Origin of the sequence: Mangrovimonas sp. DI 80 (genome assembly GCF_001975575.1) — a bacterium.
GTDB lineage: Bacteria > Bacteroidota > Bacteroidia > Flavobacteriales > Flavobacteriaceae > Mangrovimonas_A > Mangrovimonas_A xylaniphaga.
Genome location: NZ_MSDT01000001.1, coordinates 1 through 13,569 on the forward strand (window position 1 = coordinate 1; position 13,569 = coordinate 13,569).

Genomic DNA, 13,569 nt, shown 5'->3' on the forward strand with positions numbered 1-13,569 from the left:
AAGCTTATCGCTTAAGCGGGTGCAAATATAGAACCCTTTTTTGAAGCTCGCAAGCGGTTCGGTCATTTTTTTGAAAGTTTTTTTTTCGTGGCGCAATCGCCCTCAAAACACTTATAACCGACTCTCTCAATAAACTCCCTTCGCATTCGCAGCACTCGCTGTTTTTGCGGCTGCAAATATACCGCCTTTTTGGATATGCGCAAGCCTTTTTTGCGGTTTTTGGTGATTTTTTTGAGAAAAGGATTTTACAACACTGGAATTGAAGCGTTTGGATGTGTGAATATTTTATTCCCCGTGATGTGTTTCTCCCCCTACCCTTTTCTATCTATTCTTAATATATAATATGTATCGTTTTCCATTACTATATATAATACGGTATTCAACCAAACGCTACACTCCTCAATTAGGTCATTCCAAATAATACATATATATGTATTGTATGAAATTATTTATCCTCTTATCTTTGTCCTCTTAAATAGAAGACAATAAATGATTGATATTACATTACCAGATGGAACGGTAAAAAGCTTTGAACAAGGCGTTACACCGATGGATGTTGCTAAAAGCATCAGTGAGGGGTTTGCTAGAAACGTGATTTCGGCAAATTTTAATAACGAAACCATTGAAGTTTCTACCCCAATAACTACCAACGGTTCCTTAATATTATATACATGGAATGATAAAGATGGGAAAAAGGCCTTTTGGCATTCTAGTTCTCACGTATTGGCCCAAGCTTTGGAAGAATTGTATCCTGGTGTAAAACTGTCTATAGGTCCTGCCATTGAAAATGGATTTTATTATGATGTTGATTTTGGTGACCAATCCATTTCTGATAAGGACTTCAAGGCTATTGAATCCAAAATGCTAGAGATTGCCAGAGGAAAGTACGATTTTAAGATGCGTTCTGTTTCTAAGGCAGATGCTTTGGCTATGTACCAATCTCAAGGTAATGAATATAAAGTAGAATTGATCGAAAATCTGGAAGATGGTACCATTACGTTTTGCGACCACTCCACCTTCACTGATTTATGTCGTGGTGGGCACATTCCTAACACAGGTATCATTAAAGCTGTAAAATTGCTTTCGGTAGCTGGTGCTTACTGGAGAGGAAACGAAAACAACAAACAGCTGACTAGAGTTTACGGTATATCCTTCCCTAAACAAAAGGACCTGACTGAGTACCTTCATTTATTGGAAGAGGCCAAAAAACGTGACCATAGAAAACTAGGGAAAGAATTGGAACTTTTCACCTTCTCCCAAAAAGTTGGTCAAGGCTTACCATTATGGCTTCCAAAAGGAGCTGCTTTAAGAGAGCGTTTGGAAAACTTCCTCAAAAAAGCTCAGAAGAAAGCAGGTTACGAAATGGTAGTGACTCCTCATATTGGTCAAAAGGAATTATATGTAACTTCTGGCCACTATGCAAAATATGGAGAAGACAGTTTTCAACCAATCCACACACCTAACGAAGGAGAAGAATTTTTGTTGAAACCAATGAACTGTCCTCACCACTGTGAAATTTACAATACCCGTCCTTTCTCCTATAAAGAGTTACCAAAGCGTTATGCAGAATTTGGTACCGTATATAGGTATGAGCAAAGTGGAGAGTTACACGGCTTGACTCGTGTAAGAGGTTTTACTCAAGATGACGCCCACATTTTCTGTACACCAGATCAATTGGATACTGAATTTAAGGAAGTAATCGATTTGGTACTTTATGTATTCGGATCTTTAGGTTTCGAAAACTTCACTGCTCAAGTGTCTGTTCGTGATCCAGAGAATCCAGAGAAATATATAGGTAAAGTTGAAAATTGGGAGAAAGCCGAGCAAGCTATTATCAATGCAGCCAAAGACAAAGGTTTAAATTATGTGATTGAAGAAGGTGAAGCCGCCTTTTACGGTCCAAAATTAGACTTTATGGTTAAGGATGCTTTGGGAAGACAATGGCAATTAGGAACCATTCAGGTGGACTACAACTTACCTGAGCGTTTTGACCTTACATATAAAGGTAGTGACAACGAGCTTCACAGACCTGTTATGATTCACCGTGCCCCGTTTGGAAGTATGGAACGTTTCGTAGCAATTTTGTTGGAACACACTGGAGGAAACTTCCCGCTTTGGCTGGTTCCTGAGCAGGCTATTGTACTATGTATAAGTGAGAAATATGAAAAATACGCCGAAAAAGTTTTAAATTTGTTGGAAAATCACGAAATTCGCGCCCTCATAGATAATCGTAACGAAACCATAGGAAAGAAAATCCGTGAAGCGGAAATGAAAAAGATTCCATATATGGTGATTATCGGTGAAAATGAAGAAGCTGAAGGTAAAATTTCAGTTCGTCAACATGGTGGAGAAGATTTAGGTTCCATAACCATTGAAGAGTTTTCAAACATTGTTGACCAAGAGATCAAAAAGACCTTAAAAACCTTTAAATAAAAAATTAAGTTTAACTAAAATTTATAAGTCATAGCAATACGTAGACAAAGAAATAACTTTAAGAGAGAACAAAAGGAAGACCAGCACAGAATTAACTCTAAAATTAGAGCCGAAAAGGTACGCCTTGTTGGTGATAATGTAGAGGTAGGCATTTACGACATTAGGCCAGCATTGGCCCTTGCCGAAGAACAAGGTTTAGATCTTGTAGAAATATCACCAAAAGCTGATCCGCCTGTTTGTAAGGTTATGGATTATAAAAAGTTTCTTTACGAACAAAAGAAACGTGATAAAGCATTAAAAGCAAAAGCGTCTAAAGTTGTTGTAAAAGAAATTCGTTTTGGTCCTCAGACTGATGACCACGATTACGAATTCAAAAAGAAACACGCTGAGAAATTCCTTAAGGAAGGTGCTAAATTAAAAGCATTTGTATTCTTTAAAGGGCGTTCGATTGTGTTTAAAGAGCAGGGACAAATTCTATTATTGAAATTGGCTCAGGATCTTGAAGAATTTGGTAAAGTAGAACAAATGCCAAAATTGGAAGGAAAACGTATGACCATGTTCATTGCTCCTAAAAAAACAAAATAATACCTATTAAGGTAAACAATAATAAGCGAAACGTAAATTAAAAACTAGGAGAAAGATGCCTAAAATGAAAACTAAATCAAGTGCCAAGAAACGTTTTAAACTTACTGGCACTGGTAAGATTAAGAGAAAGCACGCTTTTAAAAGTCACATTTTGACTAAAAAATCTAAAAAGCGTAAACTTGCCTTGACTCATGATACTTTAGTACATAAGTCAGACGAGAACAATGTTAAAACCATGTTACGTTTAAAGTAATATCGGTCTTTAACCGGTTAACAAATTTATAAACCCTGGAGTTAGGCCAAAAGTAACAAGTGTCAATTTTATTGACCGCCTACTACAAAAAAACAAATTAAGAAATGCCAAGATCAGTAAATTCAGTTGCTAAGAGAGCTAGAAGAAAAAAGGTTCTTAAGCAGGCCAAAGGTTACTTTGGAAGACGTAAAAACGTTTGGACAGTAGCCAAAAACGCGGTTGAAAAAGCGATGCAATACTCGTACAGAGACCGTAGAAACAAAAAGAGAACTTTCCGTGCTTTATGGATTCAACGTATCAATGCAGGAGCTAGATTACACGGAATGTCATATTCTAAGTTTATGGGAGCCCTTAAAGCTAACAATATCGAATTGAACCGTAAGGTTCTTGCCGATTTAGCGATGAACAACCCAGAAGCTTTTGAAGCAATCGTAAACAAAGTAAAGTAAGGCGTTCGCCTAAATAATAACAACAATTCGCTTATAAAAATCCGATTCAATTTGAATCGGATTTTTTTTGTTTAAAAGTCAAACTTAGCCCTTCGATTTTACATTATATTCATTCCCTTCCTACTTTAATTTTAACCAAATTTGCTAAGCTTACCTTCGTAAAGTTTATATATTTAAATATAAAGGGCAACGGGTCCTTTAAAGCAAATTTTAAAGGAGTATTATTAAACATATAACTGAAATCAAATAACAATTTCCTATCTTTAACAATACTCAACAATAATCCCTTGAGGTTTAAAAAAGATATATAATTGTATTTAGGGACTACAAAATTCACGTTAGAAATAGCTAAACAGTATAAATAAGGGAAATTAATTCCTGCTGTTAATGAAGCATCCAAGGAACCCCAAAAACGAGTATTGACTTCTATTACCTTATATACTTTAGCCTCTATGTCATACCTTAAATCTACATGTGCGACACCTGACCAATTCAAAGATTCCATCATCTTTTTTACTATTATATATAAATTTTCATCGTATACAAATTTAACTCCAAGCAAAGGTCTAAATGGATTGGTGTTTGGCATGGTACACTTTTGAATGGTAAATGCCAAGATATCCCCCGATTTACATAATACGCTGCATCCAATATCATAACCTTTTACATATTCCTGAACAATTTGGCTATTAGTAAATTTATTATTTAAAAAATAATATTCTAACTCATCTTTAGTGTTAAAAAGAAAAACCCCTTCTCCTCCTCCTCTACCTTCAACAGGTTTTACTATGAGAGGAAACTTAAGTTTATTAATCCGAAACTTTTCTTCCATTAAAAATAGAGCCGTCTCAGGATAAGGTAAGTCATTAATCAACAAATGCCGTGCTAACATCCATTTGTTTTTTGCTTTTGTAAAATCAACAATTGATGGTAACAAACATAGTTTTTCTGATATTAATTTCCCTCTAAATTTTATAATTGTTTCTATACCTGATTCGTAAATAGGAAGCAACACATCAATCTTATACTTTTTTATTTCTTGATTAATATTTTCTATCCAATCTAATTCATTTTCTGTTTTGGGATAAAAAGAGAAGTTTTTAATATGCCTTGAAAGCCTCATTGGTATGTACTTCTTATTAGACATAACATAAATATTAATCCCCTTTACTTGAGATAAGCCATTAACTACATATAAAAGCAAACTACTCTCTCCATCAGGAATTAAAATTGACAACATCGTCCCAATTTTACCCATACTATATTTAAATTAATAATATTAAAATACATTTTTAAAACATGGCATTTTTATTACTTAAAATAGCAATTTTCCTTCATTATATAAAAAAAATATAACAAAGTTCACACAATCATATTACACTTCATACAGCGACCTTAATTTATAAATCATCATTACCCCTTTAATTCTAACACATTACGGTTTAGACTGTAATTTATCGGATAAATTTATTCATCATCTAATTTATGATTACTTTTTTTAGAATATTACCTATTTTCAACTAAGTAAAAAATGGTTAATAGCAAAAAACAAATATTAATTCATAAATATTAAATGATGAAAATTAGACTTACAAATTATTCCAATTTGATTTTTGGTCTATTCATGCTATTTGCCATGTTTAGTTGCCAAGTGGAACCCTTAAATTCTGAAAAGAAAAGCGAAAATGCTCTATCCTTTGTCGTGTGCAATACCACTAGCTCCCAAGTTGACTTAATTGCAGGAAATGGAAATGGGAATGGTTATGTCGTTGGAACCGTCTACGTTGAAATAGTTGGTTCAAATTATATAATCACTTACACCATTACCAATGATATGTACTGCTTAACAGAAACCCATTTATCTGTTGTTGATAGTCCATCTAACTTTCCAGTAAATGGAGGGGGCAACCCTAAAATAGGCAATTTTGAATGGAGTGGATCTCATGATTGTATTGGGATGGTTTCATACACGGTTCCAACCTCGTACGGCACCTATATAGCTGCCCATGCAAAAGTAAACTGCATCTCACAATCACCCCAAGATGTCATTGCGAATCTCCCTAGCACTGTTCAAGTATGTGTTGAAGCAAAACCAGGCACAGGCAGTTATTTTGATCTTAGTATCTCTGAAGGAACTTCCATATCTGGAATAAGCGGTGCTTGGTGTCTTGATTATGACACCCATTTAAATTATGGTGATGACTGTTTTGATGCAGATGTCTATACTATTTTTGATGACTTATCTGGGTTGCCACTTGATTACGAAGAAACATTAGGTGCGATTAATTGGATTCTCAATCAAGATTTCATCAGTCAGGGATATACCATGGGAGAGATTCAATTTGCAATCTGGAAGTTCATTGAAGATGAAGAAATTGACGGTCCGTACTTAGGAGAGTACACACTAGCAAAAGCCTTAGAAATTTACAATGCAGCCCTTTCACATTTGGATTTTGAACCGGGATGTGGTGATTTATTAGGAGTCATTTTGATGCCTCAGATACCATCAATTCAACCAACAATCATTACCATACCAATTGATTGCTATGAAGGAGAATGCAGCGAAACCGCTTGGGGAGATGGCTGTGGTTTCTCAGGTAACAGTTGGGCTACATATTTCCAATATGGGGCTCCTGAATAATAATAGTTTTTAAAACACATTAAAAAAAGCCTGTTCAATTTGAACTGGCTTTTTTTTATATTACCGGTACTCCCTCGCTAAATTTGTTGTCAAAAATCACTATTTATAAGTATATTTCGAGCCAAAACAATTCATTATGCAAATGCTACGAACAAGCTCTTTAATTCTATTACTTCTATCATGTCATTTTTCGCTCTTTAGTCAGGATAAAGACAAAACCCCAACTTGGGATGTCAACAATCCACAAGGAGATTTTGACTATCAAACCCATCATTTTTCTACTGATGAAGGGACTTGGATGAATCTAGATATAAGCCCCAACGGTCAATTTATTGTTTTTGATATGTTGGGCGATATCTACAAAATAAAAAGTACTGGAGGAAAAGCCACTTGTTTGAGAGAAGGGATTGCCTTTGAGGTGCAACCTCGTTTTAGTCCTGATGGAAAACATATTTCTTTCACCAGTGACGCCGGCGGTGGTGACAACATTTGGATGATGGATGCAGATGGTAGCAATGCCAAAGCCATCACCAAGGAGGACTTTAGGCTTTTGAACAATGCCATTTGGACTCCAGATGGGCAATACATCATTGCTAGAAAACATTTTACTTCAGAGCGTTCGGCAGGTGCCGGTGAAATGTGGATGTACCACAAAACAGGAGGTAGTGGTATCCAACTTACAAAACGTAAAAACGACCAACAGGATGTCAACGAACCAAGTATGTCTCCTGACGGAAAATACCTTTATTACAGTGAGGATATGTACCCTGGAGGGTATTTTCAATACAACAAAGATCCGAACAGCCAAATTTATGTGATCAACAAATACGATATGGCTACGGGGGAAATTGACAGAATTAGTGGCGGTCCTGGAGGTGCTGCCCGCCCTCAAATTTCTAGAGATGGAAAAAAACTAGCTTTTGTTAAGCGTGTACGTGAAAAATCGGTGCTGTATATCCATGATTTGGAAACTGGTCAAGAGTGGCCACTTTATGACAAGTTGAACAAGGATCAACAGGAAGCTTGGGCCATTTTTGGAGTATACCCAAACTTCAACTGGATGCCAAACAATGAAGAGATTGTGTTTTGGGCTGGTGGTAAAATCAATAAAATTAACATCAATTCTTTAGAAGTCTCCAACATTCCATTTCAAGTAGATGCTAACATTAAAATTGCCAAAGCTGTTAAATTTGACAATCCTGTGGCTCCCGATACCTTCGATGCCAAAGTTATTAGACATGCCGTAACGTCTCCTGATGGAAAAACATTAGTGTTCAGTGCCGTTGGTCATTTGTGGTCCCGAAAACTTCCAAATGGTACTCCAAAACGTCTTACCTCTAACACCGATTTTGAATTTGAACCTAGCTTCTCTTCGGATGGAAAAAATATTGTTTATGTCACTTGGAACGATGAAGACTTGGGTGCTATCTATAAAATTCCTGCTTCTGGAGGCACTCCTGTGAAACTAACTTCTGAAAAAGGCATCTACAGGAATCCTTCTTTTTCTCATAACAGCAACCAAATTGTTTATTTAAAAGAAGTCGGTAACAGTGATCAAGGTTATGCTTATGACAACAACCATGGAATTTATGTAATGAATGCCGATGGTAGTAATTCCAAATTTGTAACCAAAGAAGGTGATTTTCCAATCTTCAATAATGAGGACACAAAAATCATTTACCAAACGGGCGGTAAATTCTTTGGAGAGCTTACCAAAGAACTCAAAATTGCCAATCTTAATGGTAATGACGATCAAGTACTGGTAAAATCCAAACACGGCAACAGATTAGTCCCTAGCCCTGATGGGAATTGGATTGCTTTTATTCATTTGCATAAAGTATACATGGCTCCAATGCCACATGCCGGCCAAACTTTGGATATCACAGATGCAACTAAATTTGTCCCTGTAACCCAACTTTCCAAAGATGCCGGACTCAATCTTCACTGGTCTTCGGATAGTAAAAAATTACACTGGACTTTAGGGAACACCTATTACACCGCAAACATTTCAGAAGACAGCAAATTGGTTAAAGATGGCATTACCATCAATTTAAAAGTGAAAACTGATAAGCCTGATGGACGTATTGCTTTAACAGGGGCAAGAATTATTACCATGGAAGGTGATGAAGTGATTGAAAATGGAACCATCATTATCAATGAAAACAGAATTGAATCTTTGGGTAGCGCTTCCGATGTTAAAATCCCATCCAATGCGAAAGTATATGATGTCACTGGAAAAACCATTATGCCCGGGATTGTAGATGTACATGCTCACGTTGGTGGGTTTAGAGATGGTTTGCCTACTCAAAAACACTGGCAATTCTACGCTAACCTAGCTTTTGGTGTCACTACTGCTCATGACCCATCAGCTAATTCTGAAACGATTTTCACCTTATCCGAATTACAAAAAAGTGGTGATATGGTTGGCCCTCGATTGTTTTCTACAGGGTTCATTCTTTATGGTGCCGATGGCGACTTTAAAGCTGTCATCAACGGACTTGAAGATGCCCGTTCTTCCATCAGACGTACCAAAGCATTTGGAGCACTTTCTGTAAAAAGTTACAACCAACCTAGACGTGACCAACGCCAACAGGTATTACAAGCCGCTCGCGAGGAAGGTATTTTTGTAGTGCCTGAGGGAGGTTCCAATTTCTTCCACAACATGTCTATGATTATGGATGGTCATACAGGAATTGAGCATAACATTCCGGTAGCTCCTGTTTATAAGGACATTGTTGAATTATGGAGCAATAGTAATGTTGGCTACACTCCTACTCTTATTGTGAATTATGGCGGTTTGAATGGCGAATACTATTGGTACCAAAAAACCAATGTTTGGGAAAATGAAAAACTGTTGAAATACACTCCTAGAGGTATTATCGATGCCCGGTCAAGACACAGAACGATGGTACCGGATGACGAATATGAAAATGGACACATTTTGGTTTCTGAAACTTGTAAAAAGCTATCTGATGCTGGTGTGAAAGTAAATTTGGGTGCCCACGGTCAATTACAAGGTCTAGGAGCTCATTGGGAATTGTGGATGTTGCAACAAGGAGGTATGACTAACCACGAAGCCCTTAAAGCTGCAACCATCAACGGTGCGGATTATATTGGGATGGCCAAGGACATTGGTTCATTAAAGGAAGGTAAACTGGCCGACCTTATTGTCATGGACAAAAACCCGTTGGAAAACATTCAAAACTCAGAAAGCATCATTTACACTATGGTGAATGGAAGACTTTATGACACCGAAACCATGAACGAAATTGGTAACAATCCTAAAGAACGCACAAAGTTCTATTGGGAAAACAACAAGTACAACCAAGCGTTCCCATGGCATGAAGAAACTCAAAGTTTTACTACGCCTTCATGTAGTTGCCATATTGGGGTTGCCCACTAAACGATATATTAACATTAATTTCAGAGCCTTTTGCCTTGAGAGTCTTAGCTTTGGAAAAAATTTGCCTATGAATTTATCTCAAATCAAATTGGTGGTCACCGATATGGATGGTACACTGCTCAATTCCAAAGGGGAAGTGAGCAGTAATTTTTATAAATTATTCAACGAACTTAAAACCAATAATGTTCATTTTATAGCGGCTAGTGGACGTCAATATTTCAGTATCCTTGACAAACTGGGTTCTATAAAAGACGAGATTACCATTATTGCTGAAAATGGCGGTCTTACTAAACAAGGCGACAAGCAATTGCACGCTAACTATTTCCCAATGGAAGATATCAATCGTCTGATTCCTATTTTAAGAGACATTGAAGATTCCTATATAGTTTTATGTGGAGAACGTTCGGCCTACATTGAAAGCAACGATGAGAGTTTCATCAATATGTTCAAGGAATATTACACCGAATTTAAACAGGTTGAAGACTTAACCCAAGTTAACGATGACAATTTCCTAAAAATTGCAGTTTACAGCTTTGGTGGTTCTGAACAAAATATCTACCCTCACGTAAAGCATTACGAAGACCATATACAAGTGAAAGTCTCTGGATCTAATTGGTTGGATCTTTCGCATATGAATACCAATAAAGGCTATGCATTACAACAGGTTCAGGATCTATTAGGGGTTTCAAAGGAAGAAACTATGGTTTTTGGCGACTACAACAACGATTTGGAAATGATGGCCCAAGCGGCCTATAGCTATGCCATGAGCAATGCCCACCCAAATGTGAAGGAAGTAGCACGCTACCAAACCAAAAGCAATGACGAAGAAGGCGTAGAAGTTATTTTGGAACAGCTTATCAAAGACAAACAATCAATTGCCAAAGGCTGTTAATACCAAACGTCTTCCCGAGGCATGATTGCGATGTTCGCATAAATAAATACCTTGCCAAATTCCTAAATTCAATTGTCCTTGAGTAATCGGAATTTGAACAGAGGTTCCCATTAAAGAGGCCTTGATGTGTGCAGGCATATCATCAGGGCCTTCATAAGTGTGGCGGTAATATGGTTGATTTTCGGGCACCATTTTATTGATATGATTTTCAAAATCGTCACGAACGGTTGGATCGGCATTTTCATTAATGGTCAAACTCGCGGAAGTGTGTTTGATAAACACATAAAACAACCCCACATTTATATTTTGAATTTCTGAAAACTGACTGAGTATTTCTTGGGTCACCAAATGAAAACCTCTTGACTTGGCCGAAAGCCGAATTTCCTTCTGAAAACTTTTCATACTTATTTAGGTCTTCTGCTTTTTCTTCTTGGCAGCAGGGAACAACACGTTGTTCAATATTAATCGGTAACCAGGAGACGTAGGATGCAAATCCAATTCCGTTTTGGGATCTCCTACCCTATGTGTGTAATCTTCTGGATCGTGTCCGCCATAAAAAGTAAAGAACCCTTTTCCTTTTATTCCGTGAATATACTTGGCCTCACCATTGGTTTTGTTTTCTCCCATGATGAGTACATTCGACTTGATTTCATCACGTGTAAAGGCTGTGGTTTGCCCCATAAATCCTTTCACCAAAGCCGTATGATTTTGGCAAAGCATGGTTGGCACAGGATCCCATTTAGCTGAAAAATCCATTAGGGTAAAATAATCGGTTGTTTTTGGAATGCGACGCTTTTGGGTCATATCTATCGATGAGAATTCATAAACATTAGGATTACGCTCCAATAAAAAGTCCTTAAAAGCAAATGTTTTGCTGAAATCAATTTTATTCTGATAAGCGGGATCGCTGCCATCACCATCAAACATTGGCTCACAAATATCCACACCTTCGGCACTTAATGCAATATCAAAACTATCGGTAGCACTGCACATGGCAAACATAAAACCACCTCCAACTACATAATCCCGAATCTTTAGCGCCACAGCCAATTTGGCTTCAGATACTTTATCATATCCCAATTTTGCAGCTAATTCTTCCGCTGCTTTTTTCTCTTCAATATACCATGCCGCCGATTTGAATGATCGATAAAATTTACCAAATTGCCCTGTAAAATCTTCATGGTGCAAATGCAACCAATCGTATAACAACAAGGCATCATTGAGCACTTCTTCATCATAAATAGTATCATACGGAATTTCTGCATAAGTCAACACCATAGTTACGGCATCGTCCCAAGGTTGCTTTCCGTAAGGTGTATATACGGCAATTTTAGGTGCCTTTTCCAAGACCACCGCCTCCATATTTTGGGAAGGACTGCTAATGAATTCCAAGATTTCTTCGGCTTTGGAATTGGATAAGACTTCAAAACTCACCCCTCTTATCTGGCACTCTCGTTGGATTTCCTCTGCATCAGGCAACAAAAAAGAGCCTCCACGGTAGTTCAACAACCACTTCACCTTAAGTTGCTTTTCCAATGTCCAATAGGTAATGCCATAAGCCTTCAGATGGTTTTGCTGCCCTTCGGCATCCATAGGAACCAAGATATAAGAGGCAAAACTAGCATTTGCACAAAAAACCAAAAATACCACTAAGGCGATTATCTTCTTCATAGTGGAAAGATACTTAAAAATTAGCCTTTCATAAAAAGCTTTAAGGAAATATTAAGCCAACATACTGTGTCCTGTCGCCTAGGTTGTTCCCGAAAGTAGATTGGCAATACGCTTGGTATTTGGGAATTGCTCTAAGATAATTTTCATGAAAACAGTAATAGGAATGGCCATAATCAAGCCTGGAATTCCCCAGATGTAGCCCCAAAGCATCAACATTACCAGTACCGTAATGATATTGATGGAAAAGGATTTCCCCATAAAAATTGGCTCCATAATGGCACCAAACAATACTTGAACCCCGGTTATGGACAATACAAAAAAGAACAAAGTGCTGCTTGGCTCCAATTCAACAAAGGCGAAAATTGCCAATGAAATCACGGCAATAAACGACCCAACCATTTGCACGAAGTTAATGGCAAAGGCAAATAAACCCCAGAATATAGGGAAACTTACATCAAAAACCACACAAGCCAATCCAGTTCCAATTCCTGTAAGCAAACTCACTAAAAACTTCACCTTGATAAATTTTATCAAGTCCTTTTCAATTTTGATAAACGTCTTTACCGATGTGTGGCGCTGTTTTAGAATGGTGGTATTCAACAATTGGTGCATATTGATGGATTCTGCCAACCACAATACCACAAAAAAAGCGGTCATCAATATAGAAGTAGCTAATTTTCTAATAAAATCGAAGGTAGTTCCCAAATTCTCTTTTTGCAGAAATTGGGCTAGGACGTTTTCATTTTCTTTGAATTCTACACCAAAAGTTGTGGTGAGATAGCTTTTTAGGTTGAAAAGTTTTACTTCCGCTTTATCAAAAAACTCACTTTTGGTGGCCATAATTTGTTGGCTAGACAATTTTACCAACTCTACACCTACCCACAACCCTAAAACAATCAACAAAATCACAATGACAATACTTGCCATTTTAGGAATGTTTCGTTTTCCCAACCAACGCATTAATGGCAAAAACAAAAGGGCTATAAACATTGAAAACACCAATGGAATAAAGATAAACGACAAGGTTTTCAATAAATAAAACACTAATGGAATTACTATAATTAGCAATAACATGTTGGTGGTACGGGTTTGATTGATCATGCTGGCAATTTTTCTTTTTAATGAGCGCAAAGTTACATCAAATTGTTTGGATTGCCTTTAAAATAGTAGCTCCAACAAAGGTTAAAATTGTACTACTCACAAGACTTTGATGAAATTAATCTCCCTAAATTTTTCCCATAA

General features: G+C 37.1%; 11 protein-coding genes. 7 read left to right on the forward strand and 4 right to left on the reverse strand.

Translation table 11 applies throughout. From position 1 onward, the window contains the following. Positions 1–489: 489 nt before the first annotated feature. From thrS to rplT, 4 genes are all read left to right on the forward strand, one after another. Entirely contained in the window at positions 490–2,433 is a 1,944-nt protein-coding gene (gene thrS / locus BKM32_RS00005) for a threonine--tRNA ligase (RefSeq protein WP_076661890.1), read from the forward strand. Positions 2,434–2,463: 30 nt separating this feature from the next. Further along, positions 2,464–3,018 carry a translation initiation factor IF-3 gene (gene infC / locus BKM32_RS00010; RefSeq protein ID WP_205625697.1) on the forward strand — a complete coding sequence of 185 codons (555 nt, stop codon included), beginning with the start codon at positions 2,464–2,466 and terminating at the stop codon, positions 3,016–3,018. Between the two features lie 55 nt (positions 3,019–3,073). Beyond that, positions 3,074–3,271, forward strand: coding sequence for a 50S ribosomal protein L35 (rpmI, locus tag BKM32_RS00015; protein WP_053975390.1), 198 nt, complete (start codon positions 3,074–3,076; stop codon positions 3,269–3,271). Between the two features lie 104 nt (positions 3,272–3,375). Then, the gene (rplT, locus tag BKM32_RS00020; RefSeq protein WP_053975391.1) at positions 3,376–3,720 is read left to right on the forward strand and encodes a 50S ribosomal protein L20; all 345 of its coding nucleotides are present in this window, start codon (positions 3,376–3,378) and stop codon (positions 3,718–3,720) included. Positions 3,721–3,829: 109 nt separating this feature from the next. Here the strand turns inward: rplT and BKM32_RS00025 are convergent, their stop codons facing one another. Continuing rightward, complete coding sequence (locus BKM32_RS00025) at positions 3,830–4,978, reverse strand: ATP-grasp domain-containing protein (protein WP_076661895.1); 1,149 nt, start codon at positions 4,976–4,978, stop codon at positions 3,830–3,832. Between the two features lie 315 nt (positions 4,979–5,293). Here BKM32_RS00025 and BKM32_RS00030 point away from each other — a divergent pair, with 315 nt between their 5' ends. The 3 genes from BKM32_RS00030 to BKM32_RS00040 all read left to right on the forward strand — a co-directional run bounded on the left by BKM32_RS00030 (position 5,294) and on the right by BKM32_RS00040 (position 10,656). Continuing rightward, entirely contained in the window at positions 5,294–6,361 is a 1,068-nt protein-coding gene (locus BKM32_RS00030) for a hypothetical protein (protein ID WP_123812032.1), read from the forward strand. 142 nt (positions 6,362–6,503) lie between these two features. Next, complete coding sequence (locus BKM32_RS00035; protein WP_076662096.1) at positions 6,504–9,764, forward strand: amidohydrolase family protein; 3,261 nt, start codon at positions 6,504–6,506, stop codon at positions 9,762–9,764. A 67-nt stretch (positions 9,765–9,831) separates the two neighbouring features. Then, positions 9,832–10,656, forward strand: a complete 825-nt coding sequence (locus BKM32_RS00040; RefSeq protein WP_076661899.1) for an HAD family hydrolase — start codon at positions 9,832–9,834, stop codon at positions 10,654–10,656. Here BKM32_RS00040 and BKM32_RS00045 read toward each other — a convergent pair. The 3 genes from BKM32_RS00045 to BKM32_RS00055 form a co-directional block, all read right to left on the reverse strand. Beyond that, a complete protein-coding gene (locus BKM32_RS00045; RefSeq protein WP_076661901.1) occupies positions 10,636–11,058 on the reverse strand; it encodes a secondary thiamine-phosphate synthase enzyme YjbQ in 423 nt (140 codons plus the stop codon). The genes BKM32_RS00040 and BKM32_RS00045 overlap by 21 nt on opposite strands. A 6-nt stretch (positions 11,059–11,064) precedes the next feature. Beyond that, positions 11,065–12,249 (reverse strand): asparagine synthetase B, encoded by a 1,185-nt coding sequence (locus tag BKM32_RS00050; RefSeq protein WP_076662098.1) that lies wholly within the window; start codon positions 12,247–12,249, stop codon positions 11,065–11,067. A gap of 156 nt (positions 12,250–12,405) precedes the next feature. After that, positions 12,406–13,428: an AI-2E family transporter gene (locus BKM32_RS00055; protein WP_076661903.1), complete on the reverse strand. Its 1,023-nt coding sequence runs from the start codon at positions 13,426–13,428 to the stop codon at positions 12,406–12,408. Positions 13,429–13,569: the final 141 nt, after the last annotated feature.